At 69.6% G+C, this 21,964-nt stretch carries 17 protein-coding genes and 2 pseudogenes; 13 read left to right on the top strand and 6 right to left on the bottom strand.

Annotated elements, in window-relative coordinates; all coding sequences use genetic code 11:
• The 5 genes and pseudogenes from AXW62_RS23650 to AXW62_RS41320 form a co-directional block, all read left to right on the top strand.
• A pseudogene (locus AXW62_RS23650) lies at positions 1–291 on the top strand (hypothetical protein); the annotation flags it as partial.
• A gap of 10 nt (positions 292–301) precedes the next feature.
• Positions 302–1,084 (top strand): SDR family NAD(P)-dependent oxidoreductase, encoded by a 783-nt coding sequence (locus tag AXW62_RS23655; protein ID WP_060946277.1) that lies wholly within the window; start codon positions 302–304, stop codon positions 1,082–1,084.
• A 132-nt stretch (positions 1,085–1,216) separates the two neighbouring features.
• Positions 1,217–2,344: an LLM class flavin-dependent oxidoreductase gene (locus tag AXW62_RS23660; RefSeq protein WP_030835376.1), complete on the top strand. Its 1,128-nt coding sequence runs from the start codon at positions 1,217–1,219 to the stop codon at positions 2,342–2,344.
• Between the two features lie 27 nt (positions 2,345–2,371).
• Entirely contained in the window at positions 2,372–4,114 is a 1,743-nt protein-coding gene (locus AXW62_RS23665; protein WP_060946278.1) for an N-acyl-D-amino-acid deacylase family protein, read from the top strand.
• A gap of 684 nt (positions 4,115–4,798) precedes the next feature.
• Positions 4,799–5,464: a TlpA family protein disulfide reductase gene (locus AXW62_RS41320; RefSeq protein WP_252368698.1), complete on the top strand. Its 666-nt coding sequence runs from the start codon at positions 4,799–4,801 to the stop codon at positions 5,462–5,464.
• A gap of 182 nt (positions 5,465–5,646) precedes the next feature.
• Here the strand turns inward: AXW62_RS41320 and AXW62_RS44080 are convergent, their stop codons facing one another.
• Positions 5,647–6,060, bottom strand: a complete 414-nt coding sequence (locus AXW62_RS44080; RefSeq protein WP_143712698.1) for a hypothetical protein — start codon at positions 6,058–6,060, stop codon at positions 5,647–5,649.
• Positions 6,061–6,721: 661 nt separating this feature from the next.
• Here AXW62_RS44080 and AXW62_RS23670 point away from each other — a divergent pair.
• A pseudogene (locus AXW62_RS23670) lies at positions 6,722–7,224 on the top strand (winged helix-turn-helix domain-containing protein); the annotation flags it as partial.
• A gap of 238 nt (positions 7,225–7,462) precedes the next feature.
• On the opposite strand, the gene AXW62_RS23675 reads toward AXW62_RS23670, so the two are convergent.
• Positions 7,463–8,182 carry a cytochrome c biogenesis CcdA family protein gene (locus tag AXW62_RS23675; RefSeq protein ID WP_079105450.1) on the bottom strand — a complete coding sequence of 240 codons (720 nt, stop codon included), beginning with the start codon at positions 8,180–8,182 and terminating at the stop codon, positions 7,463–7,465.
• A gap of 452 nt (positions 8,183–8,634) precedes the next feature.
• Between AXW62_RS23675 and AXW62_RS23680 the strand changes: the two genes are divergently transcribed.
• Positions 8,635–9,486, top strand: a complete 852-nt coding sequence (locus AXW62_RS23680; protein WP_060946279.1) for a serine hydrolase domain-containing protein — start codon at positions 8,635–8,637, stop codon at positions 9,484–9,486.
• A 239-nt stretch (positions 9,487–9,725) separates the two neighbouring features.
• Here AXW62_RS23680 and AXW62_RS23685 read toward each other — a convergent pair whose 3' ends face one another.
• Positions 9,726–10,565 (bottom strand): LysR family transcriptional regulator, encoded by an 840-nt coding sequence (locus AXW62_RS23685; protein ID WP_060946280.1) that lies wholly within the window; start codon positions 10,563–10,565, stop codon positions 9,726–9,728.
• Positions 10,566–10,657: 92 nt separating this feature from the next.
• Here AXW62_RS23685 and AXW62_RS23690 point away from each other — a divergent pair, with 92 nt between their 5' ends.
• Complete coding sequence (locus AXW62_RS23690; protein WP_030835364.1) at positions 10,658–11,395, top strand: SDR family oxidoreductase; 738 nt, start codon at positions 10,658–10,660, stop codon at positions 11,393–11,395.
• 527 nt (positions 11,396–11,922) lie between these two features.
• Here the strand turns inward: AXW62_RS23690 and AXW62_RS23695 are convergent.
• Both AXW62_RS23695 and AXW62_RS23700 read right to left on the bottom strand, forming a co-directional pair.
• A complete protein-coding gene (locus AXW62_RS23695) occupies positions 11,923–12,123 on the bottom strand; it encodes a DUF397 domain-containing protein (RefSeq protein ID WP_060946281.1) in 201 nt (66 codons plus the stop codon).
• The gene (locus tag AXW62_RS23700; protein ID WP_060946282.1) at positions 12,120–12,989 is read right to left on the bottom strand and encodes a helix-turn-helix domain-containing protein; all 870 of its coding nucleotides are present in this window, start codon (positions 12,987–12,989) and stop codon (positions 12,120–12,122) included. The genes AXW62_RS23695 and AXW62_RS23700 overlap by 4 nt, the downstream gene beginning before the upstream one ends.
• Before the next feature lie 200 nt (positions 12,990–13,189).
• Between AXW62_RS23700 and AXW62_RS23705 the strand changes: the two genes are divergently transcribed.
• The 3 genes from AXW62_RS23705 (at position 13,190) to AXW62_RS23715 (ending at position 15,751) form a co-directional block, all read left to right on the top strand.
• Positions 13,190–13,636 (top strand): ATP-binding protein, encoded by a 447-nt coding sequence (locus tag AXW62_RS23705; RefSeq protein WP_030835356.1) that lies wholly within the window; start codon positions 13,190–13,192, stop codon positions 13,634–13,636.
• Between the two features lie 79 nt (positions 13,637–13,715).
• A complete protein-coding gene (locus AXW62_RS23710; RefSeq protein ID WP_079115758.1) occupies positions 13,716–14,609 on the top strand; it encodes a radical SAM/SPASM domain-containing protein in 894 nt (297 codons plus the stop codon).
• A gap of 8 nt (positions 14,610–14,617) precedes the next feature.
• Positions 14,618–15,751: a methyltransferase domain-containing protein gene (locus tag AXW62_RS23715; protein ID WP_060946284.1), complete on the top strand. Its 1,134-nt coding sequence runs from the start codon at positions 14,618–14,620 to the stop codon at positions 15,749–15,751.
• 18 nt (positions 15,752–15,769) lie between these two features.
• On the opposite strand, the gene AXW62_RS23720 is transcribed toward AXW62_RS23715, so the two are convergent.
• Positions 15,770–17,302 carry a CehA/McbA family metallohydrolase gene (locus AXW62_RS23720; RefSeq protein WP_174556420.1) on the bottom strand — a complete coding sequence of 511 codons (1,533 nt, stop codon included), beginning with the start codon at positions 17,300–17,302 and terminating at the stop codon, positions 15,770–15,772.
• Between the two features lie 354 nt (positions 17,303–17,656).
• On the opposite strand from AXW62_RS23720, the gene AXW62_RS23725 reads away from it, so the two are divergent.
• Positions 17,657–20,269, top strand: coding sequence for a bifunctional FO biosynthesis protein CofGH (locus AXW62_RS23725; protein WP_060946285.1), 2,613 nt, complete (start codon positions 17,657–17,659; stop codon positions 20,267–20,269).
• Between the two features lie 543 nt (positions 20,270–20,812).
• Positions 20,813–21,937: an ADP-ribosylglycohydrolase family protein gene (locus AXW62_RS23730; protein ID WP_030835345.1), complete on the top strand. Its 1,125-nt coding sequence runs from the start codon at positions 20,813–20,815 to the stop codon at positions 21,935–21,937.
• The last annotated feature ends 27 nt before the right edge of the window (positions 21,938–21,964 follow it).

The raw sequence follows: 21,964 nt of genomic DNA on the forward strand, positions 1-21,964 counted from the left end.
GAGCCGCTGTACGTGGGCGAGCCCGGCTGGGACGTGGGGCGCCGGACCCTGACCGGTGCGCCCCAGCGGCTGGCCGACAGCCTGCGCGCGTACGCCGCGATGGGGGTGGACCAGATCCAGGTGCGGTTCCGCTGCCGGGACCACGCCGAACTGACCGACCAGATGGCGGCCTTCGCCGCCGATGTCGCCCCGCACCTCGATGACCGGCTCGATGACCGGCTCGATGACCGGCTCGATGACCGGCTCGACGACCGGCTCGACGACCGGCCCGATGACCGGTCCGATGACTAGGGAGAACGGAATGGGCAAGCTGGACGGGCGCGTCGTCATCATCACCGGGGCGGCACGCGGGCAGGGGGAACAGGAAGCACGGCTGTTCGTGGCGGAGGGCGCCCGGGTGCTCCTCGGCGACATCCTGGACGAGCGGGGCGAGGCGCTGGCGAAGGAGCTGGGGGAGAGCGCCCGGTTCGTGCACCTGGACGTGGGCCGGGAGGACGACTGGACCGCCGCCGTCGCGGCCGCCAAGGACGCCTTCGGCGCGGTGGACGGCCTGGTCAACAATGCCGGAATCCTCCGCTTCAACGAGCTGACCAGCACCCCGCTGGCGGAGTACCTGGCGGTGGTCCAGGTCAACCAGGTCGGCACGTTCCTGGGGATGCGGACGGTCGCGCCGGAGCTGGCGGCGGCGGGCGGCGGGACGATCGTGAACACCGCCTCGTACGTCGCCCTGTCCGGCATGGCCTTCCTCACCTCCTACGCCGCGACGAAGGCGGCGGTGGTGGGGATGACGCGGGTGGCCGCGATGGAGCTCGCGGACAAGGGCATCCGGGTCAACGCGATGTGCCCGGGGGCGATCGACACCCCGATGACCAACCCGGCCCAGCTCGACCCGGCCGCCGACGCCGCGGAGGCGTCGGCGGCGGTCGACGAGCTCTACCGCAAGCTGGTGCCGCTGGGCCGGATCGGCCGTCCGGAGGAGGTGGCGCGGCTGGCCCTCTTCCTGTCGTCGGAGGACTCGTCGTATGTGACGGGCCAGCCGTTCGTCGTCGACGGCGGCTGGCTGACCGGCGTCTCGGTCTTCTAGCCGACCAGGGGCCGGTGGCGGTCCCCGGCCCTTGACGGTCCGTGCCCGCGGTGCCAGAGTCAATCAAAATCTGACGGCGCGTCAGATAGACGCAGACGTCGGATAGACCATCGTCTGAGGCGGTGAACCTCCATGGAATTCGGACTCTTCGTGCAGGGATACGTCCCCGAGAGCCGGCGCCGAACCGACCCCGAGGCCGAGCACCACGCGCTCGTCGAGGAGACCGAGTACGTCATCCAGGCCGACCGGTCCGGCTTCAAGTACGCATGGGCCTCCGAGCACCACTTCCTGGACGAGTACTCCCACCTCTCCGCGAACGACGTCTTCCTCGGCTATCTCGCCCACGCCACCGAGCGCATCCACCTCGGCTCCGGCATCTTCAACCCGCTGCCGCAGGTCAACCACCCCGTCAAGGTCGCCGAGAAGGTCGCGATGCTCGACCACCTCTCGGGCGGCCGGTTCGAGTTCGGCTCCGGCCGGGGCGCGGGCAGCCACGAGATCCTCGGCTTCCTGCCGGGCGTGACCGACATGAACGCCACCAAGGAGATCTGGGAAGAGACCATCGCCGAGTTCCCCAGGATGTGGCTGCAGGACGAGTACCAGGGCTTCACCGGACGGCACTGGTCGCTGCCGCCGCGCAAGGTGCTGCCCAAGCCGTACGGGGGCTCCCACCCGGCGATGTGGTACGCCGCCGGATCACCGCCCTCGTACGCGATGGCCGGCAGGAAGGGCCTCGGTGTGCTCGGCTTCTCCATCCAGAAGGTCTCCGACATGGAGTGGGTGCTGGACTCCTACAAGAACGCCATCGAGGAGGCCGAACCGGTCGGCGGCTTCGTCAACGACAACGTGATGGTCACCTCCACCGCGATCTGCGCGGAGACCCACGCCAAGGCCGTCGAGATCGCGGTCGGCGGCGGCCTCAACTACCTCCAGTCGCTGCTCTTCCGCTACCACGACACCTTCCCCCGCCCGGAGGGGATCCCGGAGTGGCCCGAGCTGCTGCCGGAGTACACCGAGGAGATCATCGAACTGCTCATCGCCGAGGAGCTGATGATCTGCGGCGACCCGGACGAGGTCTTCCGCCAGTGCAAGCGGTGGGAGCAGGCCGGGGCCGACCAGCTGTCGTTCGGGCTGCCGATCGGGATCGGCTACGAGGACACCATGAACACGATCAAGCTCATCGGCGAGCACGTCATCCCGAAGATCGACACCGACCCGGTGCACCGTACGAGCCGCTTCCGGCACACCGTGACCCAGTAGCGGCGGACACGAGAAGGGAGCCCTCCCGTGCTCGACCACCTGATCAAGGGCGCCACCGTGGCGGACGGCACCGGCGCGCCCGCGTACGTCGCCGACGTCGGCCTCCGGGACGGCCGGATCGTGACCGTCGCCGAGCCCGGGACCGTCACCGAACCGGCGCGGTCCGCCCAGGACGCCACCGGGCTGGTCCTCGCGCCCGGGTTCGTCGACCCGCACACCCACTACGACGCCCAGCTGTTCTGGGACCCGTACGCCACCCCCTCCATGAACCACGGCGTGACCACCGTCGTGGGCGGCAACTGCGGTTTCACCCTCGCCCCGCTCAACCCCGACCGCCCCGGCGACGCCGACTACACCCGGCGGATGATGAGCCGGGTCGAGGGGATGTCGCTGGTGGCGCTGGAACAGGGGGCGCCGTGGAACTGGCACGGCTTCGGCGAGTACCTGGACGCGCTGGAGGGCCGGATCGCCGTCAACGCGGGCTTCATGGTGGGGCACTGCGCGCTGCGCCGCCATGTGATGGGCGAGGACGCGATCGGCGGACAGCCCAGCCCGGCGCAGCTGGCGGAGATGCTGCGGCTCTGCCACGAGGCGATGGACGCGGGGGCGTGGGGGCTGTCCACCACCCAGTCCTCGACCCACGCGGACGGGGACGGACAGCCGGTCGCCTCCCGCCACGCGCGGCCGGAGGAACTCCTGGCCCTGTCCCGGGCCGTGGGCGAGCACGAGGGGACGCAGATCGAGGCGATCGTGGCGGGCTGTCTCGACCGGTTCACCGACGCGGAGATCGAACTGCTGGTGGAGATGACCGCGGCGGCCGGCCGCCCGCTCAACTGGAACGTCCTGACCATCGACTCGGCCGTCCCCGAGCGGGTGCCGCGCCAGCTCGAGGCCGGCGAGCGGGCCCGTGCGGCGGGCGGCAGGATCGTCGCGCTCACCATGCCGATCCTCACCCCCATGAACATGTCGCTCGGCACCTTCTGCGCGCTGAACCTCATTCCGGGCTGGGGCGACGTCCTGGGGCTGCCCGTACCGGAGCGGATCGCCAGGCTCCGCGACCCGGCCGTACGGGAGGAGATGCTGCGCCGCGCCGCCGGCCCCGAGGCCGGGGTCTTCCGGCGGCTCACCGACTTCCAGCGCTACGTCATCGGCGACACCTACAGCGCGGCCAACGCCGGGCTGACCGGCCGGGTCGTCCGCGACATCGCCGCCGAGCGCGGGCAGGACGCCCTCCACTGCCTGGTGGAGATCTGCGCCGCCGACGACCTGCGCACCGTGCTGTGGCCCATGCCGACCGACAACGACCCGGCCAGCTGGGAGCTGCGCCGCCAGACCTGGGAGCACGAGGACGTCCTGCTCGGCGGCTCCGACGCGGGCGCCCACCTGGACCGGATGTGCGGCGCCCCGTACACCACCCGCTTCATCGGCGACTGCCTGCGCGGCCGGAAGCTGGTCGGCCTGGAGCGGGCGGTGCGGATGCTGACCGACGATCCGGCGCGGCTGCTCGGGCTCCGCGAGCGCGGCCGGATCGCCGAGGGCTACCACGCCGACCTGGTCCTCTTCGACCCCGAACGGATCGACGCGGGCCAGGCCCGGCTGGTCCACGACCTCCCCGGCGACAGCCCCCGGCTGGACTCGCGGGCGACGGGGATCGTGAGCGTCCGGGTGGGCGGCACCGAGACCGTCCGGGACGACGAGATCACCGGCGCGATACCGGGCCGGGTACTGCGGTCGGGCCGCGACACGGAGACGGTGAGCACGCGGGGCTGAGCGGACGGCGCCGGGGGCACACGGGGACCGAGGGCGGGCCGTCGGGGCCCGTGGCGTGCACCTGTGCTGCTCTGGCTCGCCTCGCGCTCCCAGTTCCCGTAGAAATTCCCGTGCGGGAGCCGCACTGATGGGTGGGATCGCCGGGTCAACTCCGCTGTCGGCTTTCGGATGGGCTTCGTCGTCCAGCGGAGCGGGGATATCGGGTCGCCCCACTCGTCGGGCTCGGCCAACGGCGGCAGCGCGGGCCGCAGCCCTGGGCCCGGCTTGGTCGCTTCCTTCCGGCCTCCGCCCGATCGGCGAGCCTGCCTCAACAGACACCGGCCAAACCCCAGTTCAGTCGCCGGCGAGACACCGGGCCCTCCCGGGCCCCGGCCGCACGGGCGACGAACCTGATCCCGCCCTGCTGCACGCGCACGGCGCTGCGCCCGGCTGCTCGCCTACTGCGATGCCGTGCGCCCGAAGTCTGCAGCTTGATGTGCGCTCGACGTCGTCACCTGGACGCCCACCTGTGCTCGCCGTCGCCCAGGGACGCCAACGGAACACTAGAACCCTGCCTGGGCGGTTGGGCCTTCGGTGCTCCGACGCGTGGTGACCTCTCACTTCGAGGCGATAAACTTGCGGTACCAAGGCCCCATTCCAATGCCACCTGTGGCGATGACTTTTCGCGCGGCACAGACACCGCAGATGACCGTCCACCATCTCTCCTCCACCAGGGCTGCGACACTGATTGCCATGGAGAACCACTCGTTCAAGAGGTGGCCGCATCGGCCGACGTGCGTCGCCGCACTTGGGGCAGGACTGGCCGTGCTCACAGTCTCTCTCGCCATCGGATGCAGCGAGGGCGCGACCTCGGCCGGGACCGGGAATCGGTTCGTACAGGGGGATGACGGAATCGGGACCGTCCACGCTCAGGAAGAACGACCGAAGGCCCCGAGTCTGGAAGGTTCACGGCTAGGAGGTGGTTCGTTAACCCTATCCGACTATCGAGGCAAGGTAGTCGTCATAAACATCTGGGGATCTTGGTGCTCTCCTTGTCGTGCTGAAGTCCCAAATCTCTTGAAGGTCGCAGGTGAACTGAAGGATGAGGTGCAGTTCGTTGGAATCAATACACAGGACATCAGCCAAGCACCCGCGCTTGCATTCGAGAGAAACTTCAGAATTACCTATCCGAGTTGGTATGACCCAATCGGTAAGAAGATCCTTCAATTCCCCCAGGGGAGCTTGAACCCGAAATTCATCCCTTCTACTGTCGTTATCGACAAGAAGGGGCGGATTGCTGCTCGCGCCTTGAAGGCGGTCACCGAAGAAGACTTGCGAAAGATGATTGACCCTCTGCTGAAGGAACACTAGCCAAGAGGCCTGGCTCCGGCCACCCCCCCTGGTCCTGGCCAATGTGTTGCGGACTGGTATGAATGTCCAGCTGTATATTCCAGGGCGCAATAGAGTGGATCGACCAGAGTCACCTGAACCTGGCCGATCCACCCTGTTGATTTAGATTTTAGCGCAAGAGCTCTCGAGCGAGAGGTCCGCTGCTACGATGTGACGGTATACACGTCGGAGCAAAAGAGAGATGAATCCCCTTTGCCCACGCAAGCCCAGAACGTGTATTTCTTACCCTCGGGCAGATTTCCGCCGACCTTGGCTGTGTACGGAGCGGTGTGTCCGCCCGTGCTCGCCTTGCGAACGGGGCTGGTGCCCAGGTAAGCCTCGATTCGATACCCGTCTGACAGAGCGTCCTGTGCCACCAAAGTGTCGCCGTTTGCCTGCCACTCCGTGTGGCCGGCAATGCGGTTATTGATGTACACGTCTATGGAGCTGGGCCCGTGCACGAAACCAATGCTATCCGCCGCAGAAGCGGCGCTTGCGCCTATCGTCATTGCCCCACCTGTCATAATGGCGGTGGCGGCGAATAAAGCCGAGATGCGCTTACGAACGGCAGTCTTCATTCACGCTCCCTGATGCGGGAAATTGGTGACACAGAAAACCGTAAACCGGCAGAAGATTCGACCGTGAGTGGGAAATCGGACATCGAGATTGCGCAAAATGAGGTAAAAGTCCATTTTTGGAGGCTTTTGGGTGCGAAATAATAACTTGACACCTTAGGGTTGGCCAGATATGTGAGCCGGAGTGCTCCCCGAGAGACGGCCAGGTCAGGCCGGTCTCGCCGGGTAAGCGTGAGGGTTCGCTCCGCGACGTAACGAGGGGTTGCAAGGCCTGTGAAATTTAGCGTGCCACCTCTTTGGCGGAATGGCCGGAAGACTTTCGCGATAGTGCAGTTGCTCTCGGAATCCTGGGGAGGCGTGGCCCTCATTGTTGTTTCGGGCTTCTCGGGACCTCGGGTAGGATCCAGCGGGCACCCGGCGAGAGGCAGGAAACGCCATCGCCAGGGAGAGGGTTCGCATCATGTGCCGAGGCATGAGGTATCGCACTCGTCACCTCCGGGTAAGCACGTGAGTATGTCGACTCGTTCCGTGCAGTTCGTTGACGGGCTGGGAGTGGACGCTGCTTTCTGGCCGGCCTGGGCAAGGGTTATCTTTGCGCGCCAAATGATTTCATCAGCTACGCACGACTCGGTCGGGGCATGGCGTAGCTGGTCGAAGAGGACGGAATCGCGAGGTCGACGCCGCTCTGCGGGTGAGTGAGCGGTCGGTGGAGCGGTGGCGCCGGGCCTGGCGCGAGCGCGACGCCGGGGTCCTGTCGCTGGGCTCTCCGGGGCGGTCCTGGCTCAGCGAAACGCAGATCGCCAGGCTGGAGCGAGAGTTGGAGCGTGGCCCGCTGGTTCACGGCTGGGCGGACCAGGGGTGGACGCTGGCACGGATCAGGACGTTGATCGGTCGGCTGTTCCACGTCTCCTGCACCGTCCAGGGCACGTGGCGGTTGCTGAAGTGGCATGGCTGGAGCTGGCAGCAGCCGGCCAGGTGTGCCATCGAGCGGGACGAAGATGCGGTCGAGGTTTGGAAGAAGGAGATCTGGCCGCGAGTAAGAGCACCGCGGCGGAGTGCGGCGCCTGGATCGTCTTCGAGGGATGCCGGTCTCCTCGAGCTCGACAGCGAGCTGGGTGGGCACCTCGGGCGGGGCCTCGACGGGGATCAAGAAGAACTCGGGTTTCGGTAACTGCTGCAGTGGCCAGCTCACGGGAGGATACTCTTCCGACGGACTGTCCCGCGGCAACCATAGGCCCGGGCGACTCATGCCGGGCATCCGGTCCCGACATCACGCATTTAAGTTCAGTAGCCAGTTTTGTGCGTTGGGTTCATCTTATCTCTAGCGATAATCAGAGGCGAATGTCCCGTTGCATGCTGCTGCTGGTGGTTATATGAAGGTGTGGAATGTTGCGTGGCCCCGTGCTCAAAAACCGGTAGTGAAATTAGAGGACCATGTTTGGGTTGCTTGAATTACATAGCTCCACATGCCCGTAACCAGCAGTAGGCCGGTGACGACCAGTATTCCACCGCCGAGGCGCATGACCCAGAGGTAATGCCTTTTGAACCAGGAGAAAGCTGTGAGGGTGCGGCGAAGCGCGACTGCCGCAACCAGGAAGGGGACGCCCAGGCCCAGGCAGTACGCCGTACCGAGGATCGCCCCCCGCGCCGCGCTGGCCTCCGTGAAGGCCAATGAGTTGACGGCCGCAAGCGTAGGCCCCGAACACGGCGTCCACCCAATGCCGAACAGGGCACCCAGGACTGGGGCGCCAATGAGGCCACTGGCCGGGTGGATGTGAAACCTGAATTCCCTCAACCCGAAACGGAAGACTCCGGCGAAGAGCAGCCCGGCAAAGATCGTGAAAGCTCCGAGTATCCGTGAAATGACCTCGGCGTGCTCCAGAAGATTGCTGCCGAAATACCCGAAGAGTGCTCCACCGGAGACAAAAACAGCGGTGAAGCCCAGAACGAACAGGGCTGCGCCTGCAAGCACTCGTCCTCGTTTCGCTTGCTTCAGGTCTGCGCCTCCTAACCCCGTGACGTACCCCAGATAGCCGGGCACCAACGGAAGTACGCAGGGCGAAAAGAAAGAGACGAGGCCGCCCAGAACTGCGATCGGGAGAGCGGCGATCAATGAGCCGCTCATGACCGTGTCGTTGATCACTTCACTGCCGCCGGATTCATCGGTACCTTCTCTTTCCGCTGTTGCCAATCGTCGCCAAGGGATGCCGCATGGAGTAGCCGCGGAGGCGGGACCGAGCGAAGCCGCGCCTCGCGCGCTCCCGCGGGCACAGCATGTCACGGACTGTATGAGGGGAAGACACACACCCCTGATGTACGGGTAGGCGCTGCGAGACTCCGGGTGCCCGTTGCTGCTCAGGCTTCGCTCTGACAAGGTGCGCGTGCGATCTGGTCTTTCTGTCCGGCGCTCTCGACCGTGCTCTGCTGTGAGCCCGGGGCAGGCTCCCCGGGGCCCGGACGCCCGAGGCGGAGGCGGTGGCAACGGCAGAACCCCCAACGGCGGAGCGACCGAGTCGGGAGAGCGCAGACGTCCAACCCTGAGGCCGAACTCGTCTGACCGACAGGAGCGACAGAAACGTGCCCATCCCGATCTGCCTGCTGGGCGGCGCCGGTATCGACGACCGGACCGCCCATGGCCACGACCAGGACCGGTTCGTGGAAATCGGTTCCCTCAGCAAGGTGTTCACCGGAACCGTCCTGACCCAGTTGGCGAAGGAAGGGGATGTCGGTCTCGACACTCCGCTGGAGGAGTGCCTTGAGGAGGTGCCCGCCGGGACGGGCATCACCCTCCGCCACCTCGCTGAGCACACCTCGGGCCTGCCGCGCCTGCCTGTCGGCCCCACCGGTCCGCCCGATGACCCGTACGTCACCTTCAGCGACCAGGCCCTGCGCTCCTCGCTGCGCGAGCTGGACCGGGTGGCCACGGGGCGGCTGGGACAGGAGGAGTACTCCAACCTCGGGTACGCCGTGCTCGGGCACGCCCTCACCGTCGTCACGGGACGCTCGTACCAGCGACTCGTGGACGATCACGTCCTCTCGCCCCTGGGACTGGGCGCTGGCGCGGTGACCGCGCTGCCGCCGCGGGAGCGACGCCTCGTCCCGCACGGCCTGTTCGGTCGCCCTCGCCCTCTGTGGACGCTGACCGGACCGATCCTGCCGGCCGGCGGTCTGTGGTCCACCTGCCGGACCCTCTCCCGGGCCGTGGTCGGACTGCTCGTCGAGCGACGGCTGGGCCCGCCCGCGCCCAGCTGGCGGCGCGGCTCCTCGACCACGTGGCACGACGGCGCCACGCGCGGCTCGTCCGTTGTGGCCGCCGCGCACGACGACGGCCGCTGGATCGTCCTGCACCGCCTGGGCGACGCGGCCGGCACCGCCAGTCTTGCCAGGAAAACGCTCCTCGCGGCTCCCGCGCCGCGCGGCGGGGCGTGATCACCGCCGCGAGGAGAGAGCCACTGGGGACGTCATGAGGATCGCCTGGTTCATTTCTCAGCCTGACGAGGCATTTCGGTGCATACGGTGAGCGCGACGGGCCGTTGCGCACCGCGATCGGCATGGGCGCCGTGCTGGTGACCGCCGCGCTGTTCTGGTGCGCACTGCACACCGACCGGCCCGCTGCTGTGGCCGCCGTCGGCCTCACATGCGCTCTGAGCGGGTGCGGAAACGGCCAGTCAAAGGCGTGTTGCTACGCGGATCAGGTCGGCGACTGCGCGAAGTCGGCTCTGCGACGGCCAAGCGATCACGGTGGTCACGGGCGGGGCATCCAGGACCGGCACGGCGGCGAGATCCCCGCTCAGGCCGGTGCCGGCGGACTCGGGGATGATCACGGTGGTGCGGCCGAGCGCGATCAGCTGGAAGAGCTGTGTCAGGTTCCGTACCTCCGGCCCCGGTCCCTCCGGGTAGCTCCCGCCGTGGTCCGGCCAGCGTGCCATCGGGAGTTCCGGCAGCGCGGTGACCTCGGCCACCCGGATCTGGGAGCGGCCGGCGAGGCGGTGGGAGGCGGGCAGGATCGCCACCTGTCCCTCGGTGCACAGCATTTCGGTGTCGAGTCCGGCCGTCGAATCGAAGGGCAGGTGCAGCAGAGCCACATCGGCTTGCCCGTTCCGCAGCAGTTCCTGTTGCTGATGCGCTTCGCAGAGCAGCAGATCGACGGTGGCCGCGTTGGGCTCCGCGCGGTACGCGTCGAGCAGTTTGGCCAGCAACTCGCCGGCGGTGCCGGATTTGACGGCGAGGACGAGGCGGGAGCGGCTGTGCGCGGCCTGCCGGGTACGCCGCTCGGCCGCGGCTACCGCGCTGAGGATCGAGCGTGCCTCGGACAACAGGACGGCTCCGGCCTCGGTGAGCGTGACCCTGCGGCTGGTGCGCTCCAGCAGCGTGACCGCGAGCTGTCGTTCGAGCCGGGCGATGGCGCGGGACAGCGGCGGCTGGGCTATCTCCAGACGCTGGGCGGCCTTGCCGAAGTGCAGTTCCTCGGCGACGGCGACGAAGTACCGCAACTCGCGTATCTCCATGTATGCAAGGTAACCGTGACGAGGACCGATTGATACCGTCCGGGTATCGCTGCACTGCCGAGATGGTGTTGGTGCCCGGCCGAGGCGCGGCCATGCTCGATGTCATGAGTGAGAAGACGATTGCGCTGGTCACCGGCGCGAACAAGGGCATCGGGTACGAGATCGCGGCCGGGCTGGCTGCGTTGGGTTGGAGCGTCGGCGTCGGCGCCCGGGACGAGCAGCGCAGGACGGACGCCGTGGCGAAACTGCGCGCGGCAGGCGCCGACGCGTTCGGCGTGCCCCTGGACGTGACCGACGACGAGAGCGTGACCGCCGCCGCGCGGTTGATCGATGAGCGGGCGGGACGCCTCGACGTGCTGGTCAACAACGCCGGCGTCGCGGGCGGCTGGCCGGAGCAGCCTTCGACCATCGACCTGGAGACCGTGCGGCGGCTGGTGGAGACCAACGTCATCGGCGTCATCCGGGTCACCAACGCGATGCTGCCGCTGCTGCGCCGCTCGGCGCACCCGCGGATCGTCAACCAGTCCAGCCATGTCGGCTCTCTGTCGCTGCAGACCACGCCCGGCGCCGACCTCGGAGGGATCAGCGGGGCCTACGCGCCCACGAAGACCTTCCTCAACGCCGTCACCATCCAGTACGCCAAGGAGCTGAGCGGCACCAACATTTTGATCAACAACGCCTGCCCCGGCTACGTGGCCACCGACCTCAACGGGTTCGCCGGCACGCAGACCCCTGAGCAGGGCGCGGCCATCGCCGTCAGGCTGGCGGCTCTCCCCGACAACGGCCCCACCGGTCAGATGTTCGACGACGGTGGAGTCGTGCCCTGGTGACGTCCCCTCAAGGGCCGCCCGGCCGGGCCGGCCTGGCCCCTGATGGGGCGTTCCGTGGACGTGGTGGAGCTGATGCTTCGCACCCGGCACACGCCGACGAACCCGCGGGCTCTGGCGGTACTGGCGTACTGGCCACCCGCGCGTCGGCGCATGCCCGCCGCGTCGGCGACGGCCCGCGCGCCGAGGCGGCACGGGCGCTCGGGTTGGCGGCCTGCGCGCCGGAGGGGGCACGGGTGCCCGGGTTGGCGGCCTGCGCACCGGGGCGGCACGGGGGCTCGGGTGTGGCCGCCCACGGCATCGGTCGGCCCCCCTCACCGGCGTTCGCCGCGGTCGCGCTGCTGCTCGGGCGCCTGGCCCACACGACCGGCTGGCCGTCCCGCAGGGCGGTTCCCGGGCCGGGCCGTCGCCGCCGTCATGGCCGCGCGACTCGAACGGCTCGGCGGCCGGGGGGATGCACACCGGCGTCGGGAGCGAACGGGCCCGCCGACAACCGCCAGGAGGTGGCGCAAGAGCGAGGCCAGTCGAGGCTAGCTGTCGAACGCCCCGCCCTCGACGCCCCGGAGGAACGCGCGCCACCCCTCACCGGTGAAGTGGAGGGACGGCCCGCCAGGGTTCTTGCTGTCCCGCACGGCGCGGCCGCCGTTGGACGTGACCGCGATTTCCACGCAGTTTCCCTCTTGCCCGGAGTACGACGACGTCCGATAAGGGCCTATCACCTCAGGGTTCACTTCGCGTCTTCCTCACTGCTCCGCAGTACGCGCCGGATCAGTCGTGCGCTTTCCTCCGGCCCCAGCGCGGCCGATCGTAGTAGGTCGAACGCATTGGCGTAAGCGACGAGGTCCTGAGGGTCCTCCAGGATCGAGGTGCCTCGGAGGTTCTCCATGGTGACCGCCTCGACGGACGGATCCGAATCGAAGCTGAAGGACGAGAAAGCGGAGGTCGTCCCGGCAAGTACTCCGGCTGAGAACGGAAGGACCTGGACCGTGACGTTCTGCCTCTTGCCCACCTCGAGGATGGCGGACAGCTGCTCGCGGTGGATCTCGTCGTTCAACAGCGGATGCAGGATCACGGGTTCCCAGAGAATGACCGCGTACGACGTTCCTCCGGGCTCGATCTGTACCTGCCGCGCCAGGCGCACCTTGACCAATTGCGCGACCCGCTCCGGATCGACATAGTTGGGTCCCGCCGTAATGCTTGCCTCGGCGTAGGCGGAGGTTTGCAAGAGGCCGGGAATGAGCACGGGCTGCCACTCCCGAATGTAGGTCGCGTCATCCTCCAAGGCGATGTGGTCAAGATAGTCCGGCCGCAGATGCGCCGCGTGCTCAAGCCACCAACCGCGCTTCTTGGACCCCTTCGCCAACTCCTCGAGCCGGGCCCGTACTTCCGGGTCTTTCACGCCGTAGGCATCCAGCAGCAGGCGCACGTCGATGACGCGGGCGCTCACATGGCCGGACTCGATTCGGCTGATCTTGGCCGCAGACGAGGCGATCACTTCGGCGGAGTCCTGCTGGTCGAGTTTGGCGGCCTGTCGGTACCGCTTGAGTGCTGCGCCGAGCCGCCTGCTCCGCACCGTCGGCCGTCCCCCTGCGGGCATTGATCCTCCCTCTCCTCGGGCACCACCAGCCTCCCGATGGCGCCGGTCACCACTGTACGGCCGCCTCCTCCCACAGAGAGTAGCCGAATTGCAAGCATGCATCAGTACTGCTTGCGAACGTCGTGCTTGCTCCATAACATTCGGTGCGTGCTCAATCACGGAGCGCACCGCATGACGCACAGTCAGGGGGTAGGTCTGCCATGCCCAATGCCGTTACGGACGGGTCGCGACGGGACACCTTCCGGATCGCCAAGCACATAAGGAACGTGCCGGGAGCGCGGGCGAGGGTGGGCAAGAGCCTCGCGGACTGGGGCGTGAGCGGCGGCCTCGCCGACGACGTGATACTGGCGGCCGGAGAGCTGGTGTCGAACGCCATCAAGCACTGCGGCGTGACGTTCGCCCAGATCGAGATCAGCGTCTCGGTGCAGGGGCAGGAGATCGTCCTCGAGGTGACGGACCCGGACGGGGACAGGCTCCCCCGACTCCGCATCGCCGACATCGACGCGGAAGGCGGCCGTGGCCTCTTTGTCATCGAGCAGTTGGCGAACGCGTGGGGCCACACCCCCCGCCGGTGCGGCAAATGCGTCTGGGCGCGGTTCGGCATCGCGGGGAAGCCGTCCGCCTCGGCCGACCCATGGCGGACGTAGCCGAGCGAGCGTCAAGGCAGGACCATGCCGGGGCGGGTAGACCGTGCGTCAGCGGTTCACACCGACTCAAGGGGGCCATGTGGGCGCGGTTGTAGGAAGTTCGGCGGCGGTCGGGACGGTTGTGCCAAGGGTTGTCGAGCTGGAGATCACCGGAGCCTGCCAGCTCCAGTGCACCCACTGCTTCGCCGACTCGGGACCGAACGGCAGGCATGGCCTGCTGACGGCCGGCGACTGGCAGCGTGTGATCAGCGACGCGGCGGGGCTGGGCGTGCGCGAGGTGCAGTTCATCGGCGGAGAACCGACCACACACCCGGCATGGACCGAGTTGGTGGACCACGCGCTGAGCCTCGGCCTCCGGGCCGAGGTCTACAGCAATCTCTTTCACGTCAAACCCGAGTGGTGGGGCTTGCTCGCCCGTGAAGGCGTGAAGCTGGCCACCAGCTACTACAGCGACCGCGTCAAGGAACATGACGCCATCACGACTCGTCCGGGCAGCTATGAGCGGACTCGGGCCAACATCGCTGAGGCGGTACGACGTGACATCCCGCTCCGCGTCGGCATCGTTCACGTACTGCCCGGGCAGCGGGTGACCGAGGCACGACGCGAGCTGGAAGCGCTTGGAGTGACGAAGATCCGCACCGACCGGATCCGGCGTCTCGGCCGGGCCTCCCTGCCCGGGGCCGCCGAGACGGACACTGCGGAACTGTGCGGGCGCTGCGGTCGCGGACAGGTCGCCGTTCTGCCCACGGGTGAGGTGACCCCGTGCGTGATGGCACGAGGGCTGCCCACGGGAAACGTACAGGTACGGGGACTGGCCGCCATCCTGGCCGGGGAGGCGTGGGCCGAGGCGGTGGGCTCGATTCCGGCCCGGACCGACAACAACCCGTGTGATCCTGACTGCAAACCCGCGTCGGACAGTGGTGACTGCTCGCCTGCGGAACAGACCGCGTGCGACCCGAAATATGACGAGTGAGGCCGCCCATGGACTGGAAACCGCATGCCGAACGGCTCGCGGCCGAGGTGACCCCACCCCTGTCGAGGTGGCGGAACGCGGTCGCCGCCACGCCTCGGCACGTGTTCGTGCCCCGCTGGTGGGAGCGGGCGGGCGGAGACACATGGGTGCTGCGCGACGGGCGGTCGGACGAGTCGGCGTGGCTGCGCGCGGCCTATACGGACACATCGCTGGTGACCCGCGTCGGCCCGCTGCACGCCGACCATGCGCGCTCCGACGACCGGCCGACCGGGCTCCCCACGTCATCGAGCACCATGACCGGGCTGGTCGTGCGGATGCTGCGCCACGGGCTGCTGTACGACGGCGCGGATCTCGGGCTGATCGGCACGGGCACCGGGGCCAGCACCGCTCTCGCGGCGCACCGGCTCGGGGCCGCGCACGTCACGGCCATGGACGTGGACCCCTACCTGACCGAGGCCGCGACGGCGCGCCTCGCCTCGCTCGGCATGTTTCCCCGGGTGATCACCTGCGACGCCACGGGACCACTCCCGGAAGACTTCGACCGCATCGTGTCCATGGTGGCGCTGTCGCACCTCGCCGGCGTGGTGGCGGCGCTGCGTCCCGGCGGACGGCTGGTGACCACGCTCGCCCGTATGAACGTGATCATCACGGCCGACAAGGACGTGGACGGCAGCGCCCACGGGGTTGTCGAGTGGGACCGGGCCGGGTTCATGAGCGCCCGTAGGGGCGCCGACTACCCGCCGGGCGCGGGTGAGCTGTTCGCGGCCATACGGGACCGTGAGGGCGAGGAGGTGACCGAGGGCCGCTATCCGGTGCTCAACGTCGCCGAGGCGTGGGATGTGCAGGCCATGCTGGAACTCGCCGTGCCCGGAGTCGAGACCTTCCACGAGGAGCGCGGCGGGGAACGCATGGCGTGGCTCGTGCATCCGGACGGCTCATGGGCCCGCGCCTCGGCGACATGGATCGACCCGCCCATGGTCCACCAGGGCGGCCCTCGGCGCCTGTGGACGGCGCTGGAACGCATCCGGCACCGGCTCAACGCCGAGGGCGGGCTGCCCGTTTACGGCAGTCGCGTGCAGATCACCCCCGACGGTGTGTGCCACTTCTCCCGCGGCAAGTGGTCGGCCACCTACGGCTCCTAGGACTGAGCACCCAGCCACCTACCGCTCCCAGGACTGAGCCCCCAGCCAGATCGGGTTCGTCATCGCCGCCATCGGCCCCGGTACGCCCGAGGCGCCGCCGTCCGCCGGGGCGCGGCGGATCTCGGCGCGTACGTAGGCCGCGTAGGACGCCGTCGTACGCCATTCGGCCGTGACCGACCCGGAGTCGGGGACCGCCGTGCCGTACAGCTGGCCCTGGTCGGTGATGAACCGGACCGAGCAGCCGGGGCCCACGCCGGAGACCTTCAGGCGGACCGTGACCTGCTCCGTGCGGCCGACCCGGAGGCGCTCGCCGATGCCCGCGTGCTGACCGCGTCCGCCCAGCGCCTCGAAGGTGAGGTCGATCCTGGAGGACTCGGCGATCCAGCACCGGCCGGCCCGGATGCCCTCCTGGAGGGCGGTGCGGGAGAGGTCGTCGGCGAGCACCACCGTCTGCGGCAGGCCCACGGCCTGGGGTTCGCGGTGGGCGTCGCTGTGGCCGACGGCGGGGAGCCAGCGGCCGTCGCCGCGGGCGGCGGCGACCAGGGTGTTGTCCCACTCGGAGACCGTGATCTCGTCGTCCGGGGTGAAGTCGGCGTTCCACACCTCCACCGCGTCGGCCTCGTTGAAGCCGAACTTCCAGTTGCAGCCGACACAGGTGCCGTGCGGATGCGCCGGGATCACCAGGCCGCCGGCCTGCCGGATCTTGCGGGCGAACTGGCCGAAGCGGTTGTCCCGGGCGCGGTAGCGCCAGTCGATGAAGACGCCGGGGTCGGTGCCGAGGGCGACCACGTGGCCGTTGCGCGTGGTGATCTCCTCACCGGTGAGGATCAGCAGGTCATCGCCCCACAGGCCGTCGAACGCGCCATGCGCGGAGGTGGTGTTGTGCTCGGTGGTGGTGATGAAGTCCAGCCCCGCGGCACGGGCGGCGGCGACCAGCTCGGCCGGGGTGCGCTTGCCGTCGGAGTGCACGGTGTGCAGATGCGAGTCGCCCCGGTACCAGGCGCGGCCCCGGCCCTTGGCCCGCTGCGGCGGATGGACCGGCTTGCGGGGGGTGCCGGGCGCGCCGTACCGCAGGGTGACGGTGACCCGGTAGTCCAGGCCCTGCGGGGCGACCGTGTACGGCCCCAGCACCACATGCCAGGTGCCCGCCTTCACCGGCCCCGCCAGATAGCCGGGCGTCGCCTCCTCGGCGCTGATGGCGAACTCCGTACGGGCCCCGCCCGACCAGCCGCGGAAGCCGCGCCCGCCCAGCTCCGTGCCGCGCTCGTCGAAGATGCCGATATCGCAGGCGTTGCCCTGCGTGCCGGCCGGGACGGCCGGCTTGTCGTAGGCGTACGACACGGCGATCTCACGCACCCCGTCCGGCACCTCGACCGGCACGTAGACGAAGTCCGGAGCGCCGGTGGGCAGATGGCCGGTGAGGGTCTTCGTCTGCTCCCGGCCGTCGGCCGGGCCGGCCGCTTCGGCCTGGGTGAAGGTCATGGGATCGAGTGTCAGCACACCGGCCGCGCCCGCAAGCGCGGAGAGCCTGAGTACGTCGCGTCGCTGCATGAGGTGCCCCCCAGAGTCGAGAGTGCCGTCCGACACCCGCGTGACACCGTTGTACGCGTGGGTGACACGCACGGAAAGCCCTGTGGATAACTCCATGGCGGCGAGAGAACGTACGAAAGACCGCGCGGGAACGTACGGATCCGCACCGCTCTCCGGGCGGGACGCCGCGGAGTGCGCGGAAGGCCGTCGACGCCCCCTGTCCGTACCCGCCCCCCTGCGACGCCCCGTGTCCGTACCCGCCCCCTGCGACACGCCGTATTCCCGGGCCAGGCCCTCACCCGTCGTGATCAGACCCACAAAACCCGCAGGCCCGGCCCGTCTGGCGGTGTCACACACCGCTCGTATCCTCGGAGGATGACCACGAGCGCGCAGGGAAACGAACCGGACGCCCCGACTGGCTCCGCCGCACCCACGGCCAACGCGATGCGCCGTGCGCTGGGGCGCGCCCGCGCCGGGGTGGCGCTGGACACGGCCGAGGCGGCGGTGCTGCTCCAGGCCCGTGGTGACGACCTGAAGGATCTGATGGCCTCCGCCGCCCGGGTCCGCGACGCGGGGCTGGAGGCAGCGGGCCGCCCCGGGGTCATCACCTACTCGCGCAGCGTCTTCATCCCGCTCACCCGGCTGTGCCGGGACAAGTGCCACTACTGCACCTTCGCGACCGTCCCCGGCAAGCTGCGCCGCGCGGGTCACGGGATGTTCATGTCGCCGGACGAGGTCCTCGCCATCGCCCGCCGGGGCGCCGAAATGGGCTGCAAGGAAGCGCTGATCACCCTCGGCGACCGCCCCGAGGACCGCTGGCCCGAGGCGCGCGCATGGCTGGAGGCCGAGGGGTACGACGACACCATCGCGTACGTCCGGGCCATGGCGATCCGCATCCTGGAGGAGACCGGCCTGCTGCCCCACCTCAACCCCGGCGCCCTCACCTGGACCGACTTCCAGCGGCTCAAGCCGGTCGCCCCCTCCATGGGCATGATGCTGGAGACCACCGCCGAGCGGTTGTGGAGCGAGCCCGGCGGCCCCCACTACGGCTCGCCCGACAAGGAGCCGGCGGTGCGGCTGCGCGTCCTGGAGGACGCCGGGCGCAGCTCCGTGCCCTTCACCAGCGGGCTGCTGATCGGGATCGGCGAGACCCGTGAGGAGCGGGCGGAATCGCTGTTCGCGCTGCGCCGCGTCGCCCGCTCGTACCACGGCATCCAGGAGGTCATCATCCAGAACTTCCGCGCCAAGCCGGACACCGCCATGCGGGGGATGCCGGACGCGGAGCTGGACGACCTGGTCGCCACCGTCGCCGTCGCCCGCCACATCCTGGGCCCGTCCGCCTGCATCCAGGCGCCGCCCAACCTGGTCGACGCGGAGTACGAGCAGCTCATCGCCGCCGGTATCGACGACTGGGGCGGCGTCTCCCCGCTCACCCCGGACCACGTCAACCCCGAGCGCCCCTGGCCCCAGGTGGACGAGCTGGCCGAGCGCTCCGCCGCGGCCGGCTTCCGGCTGCGCGAACGGCTCGCGGTCTACCCCGAGTACATCCGGCGCGGCGAGCCCTGGCTGGACCCCCGGCTGCTGCCGCACGTGACCGCCCTGGCCGACCCCGAGACCGGTCTGGCCCGGGAGGAGGCGATCCCCACCGGGCTGCCGTGGCAGGAGCCGGAGGAGGCGTTCAGCGCCTCCGGACGCACCGATCTGCACCGCACCATCGACACCGAGGGCCGCACCGGCGACCGCCGCGAGGACTTCGACGAGGTCTACGGGGACTGGGAGGCGCTGCGCGAGGCCGCGGCCCCGGGGATGGCCCCGTCCCGTGTCGACGCCGACGTCAAGGCCGCGCTCTCGCGGGCCGCCGAGGACCCCACGCGGCTGACCGACCCCGAGGCGCTGGCCCTGCTGCACGCCGACGGCCCGGCGCTGGACGCCCTGTGCCGCATCGCCGACGATCTGCGCCGGGCGACGGTCGGGGACGACGTCACCTACATCGTCACGCGGAACATCAACTTCACCAACGTCTGCTACACCGGCTGCCGCTTCTGCGCCTTCGCCCAGCGCCGTACGGACGCCGACGCCTACACCCTCTCCCTGGACCAGGTCGCCGACCGCGCCCAGCAGGCGTGGGACGTGGGCGCGGTGGAGGTCTGCATGCAGGGCGGCATCCACCCCGATCTGCCCGGCACCGCGTACTTCGACATCGCACGCGCCGTCAAGGAGCGCGTGCCCGGCATGCACGTCCACGCCTTCTCCCCGATGGAGGTCGTCAACGGCGCGACCCGTACCGGGATGTCCATCCGGGAATGGCTGGAAGCGGCGCGCGAGGCGGGTCTCGACTCCATCCCCGGCACGGCGGCCGAGATCCTGGACGACGAGGTGCGCTGGGTCCTCACCAAGGGCAAGCTGCCGACGGCCACCTGGATCGAGGTCGTCAAAACGGCGCATGAGCTGGGCATCCGGTCCTCGTCCACGATGATGTACGGCCATGTGGACCAGCCCCGCCACTGGCTGGCCCATCTGCGGCTGCTCGCCGAGATCCAGCAGGAGACGGGCGGCTTCACCGAATTCGTCACCCTCCCCTTCATCCACACCAACGCCCCCGTCTACCTGGCCGGTATCGCCCGCCCCGGCCCCACCACCCGCGACAACCGCGCCGTCACGGCCATGGCGCGGATCCTGCTCCACCCCCATATCCCCAACATCCAGACCAGCTGGGTGAAGCTGGGCACGGAGGGCGCCGCCGAGATGCTCCGCTCCGGCGCCAACGACCTGGGCGGCACCCTGATGGAGGAGACCATCTCGCGAATGGCGGGCTCCTCCTACGGCTCCTACCGCTCCATCCAGGACCTCGTGGGCATCGCCGAGCTGGCCGGCCGCCCCGCCCGCCCCCGCACTACCACCTACGGCCCCGTCGCCGAGGACCGCCAGGCCGCCGCCCTCGCCTCGGACGGCCACCTGCCGGAGCTGCTCCCGGTACTGGGGGACTGACCCCGCCGCGGGCGCCCGGCCCTGGGCGTTCGCGCGCCGCCACGCCGCCATGGGGAAGCCCCGCACCTGGTCGCGGAGCCAGGCGCGGGCCGGGTCGCCGTCGTACCGGTGATGCCGACGCCAGGTCACGGGGGCCCATGGCGGCGCGGCATCCGGCGGTGCCGGGGCCGGTCCGGCGGTTCCCCTGCCCGAGATCCTGAGCGTGCCGCCCCGGTCGTCGCTCTGCGCGCCCCGCTCGCGGCGCTGCGCGCGCCTCTGGACCACGGACCGGACCGGAGCGGCGCTGCGCACACCGCTCGCCGTTGTGCCCGCTCGCGGCGCTGCGCGCGCCCCTGGCCCCGGGCGGGGGCGCTCGGACGACGCATTCGCACACACCCGGCATGCGATGCGGCCATGCGCAATTTCGGAATGCGACCGTCCGCTGTCTTCCCCGTGATGACGCCTTCACATTCGGCGGTGACCCAGAGCCGATCATTAGGTGTCCATTACAGTTCCAAGGCAGTCCAGGGCCATGTGCAGCAGCGGAGAAGAGGGGCATAGGTCGTGACCGCAACCGCCAGTGCGGCGACCGGCGTATGGGGCCGCGCCGAACAGCAGGACTTCCGCAGCCGGGTGCGTGGCTGTCTGCTCGGCGGGGCCATCGGGGACGCGCTGGGGGCGGCCGTCGAGTTCGCCTCGCTGGACGAGATCAGGGCGGCACACGGCCCCGAGGGCGTGACGGACTTCCTGCCCGCCTATGGCGGACGCGGACGGGTCACCGACGACACCCAGATGACGCTGTTCACCGTGGACGGACTGATCCGGGCGCAGGTGCGCCGCGACACCGGGGCCTGGCATCCGCCCACCGACATCCACTCCGCGCACCGCCGCTGGTACTCCACCCAGCGCGACTGGGGCCCCGATGAGCGCCGTAAGGACGCCGGCTGGCTGGCCCGCGAGGAGTGGCTGTACGCCCAGCGTTCCCCGGGCCGGGCCTGTATCACCGCGCTCGCCGACGAGACCATGGGCACCCTGGAGGCGCCCAAGAACCCCGATTCCAAGGGGTGCGGCGCCGTGATGCGCTCGGCGCCCTTCGGACTGCTGGTGGGCTGGGAGCCGCAGCTGGTCTTCCAGCTGGCCATCGAGTGCGCGGCCCAGACCCATGGCCACCCCACCGGCTATCTGTCGGCCGGGGCCTTCGCCCTCATCGTGCACGCCCTGGCGCGCGGCGAGGCGCTGGACGGGGCCGTCCAGCGCGCCCTCGCCCATCTGGCCGCCCGCCCGGGGCACGAGGAGACCACCAACGCGCTCCGGCAGGCCCTCGGCGCCGTACGACAGGGCCTGCCGACCCCCGAGCGCGTCGCGTCCCTGGGCGAGGGCTGGACCGGTGAGGAGGCCCTGGCAGTGGGCCTGTACTGCGCCCTGGTCGCCGAGGACGTCCGCCACGGGCTGCTGCTCGCCGTCAACCACGGCGGGGACAGCGACTCCACGGCGGCCATCTGCGGCAATCTGCTGGGCGTGCTGCACGGCGAGACCGCGCTGCCGCCCGCCTGGCTGGCCGAGGTCGAGGGGCGCGGCACGATCCTGGAACTGGCCGACGACTTCGCCATGGAGATGACCCAGGGCCCCGCCCTCCACGGCCCCGGCGGCTCCTCCCCGGCCTGGCTCACCCGCTACCCGCGGGCATAGACCCGCCACTACCGGCGGACGTAGGCC

Origin of the sequence: Streptomyces hygroscopicus subsp. hygroscopicus (assembly GCF_001553455.1) — a bacterium.
GTDB lineage: Bacteria > Actinomycetota > Actinomycetes > Streptomycetales > Streptomycetaceae > Streptomyces > Streptomyces hygroscopicus.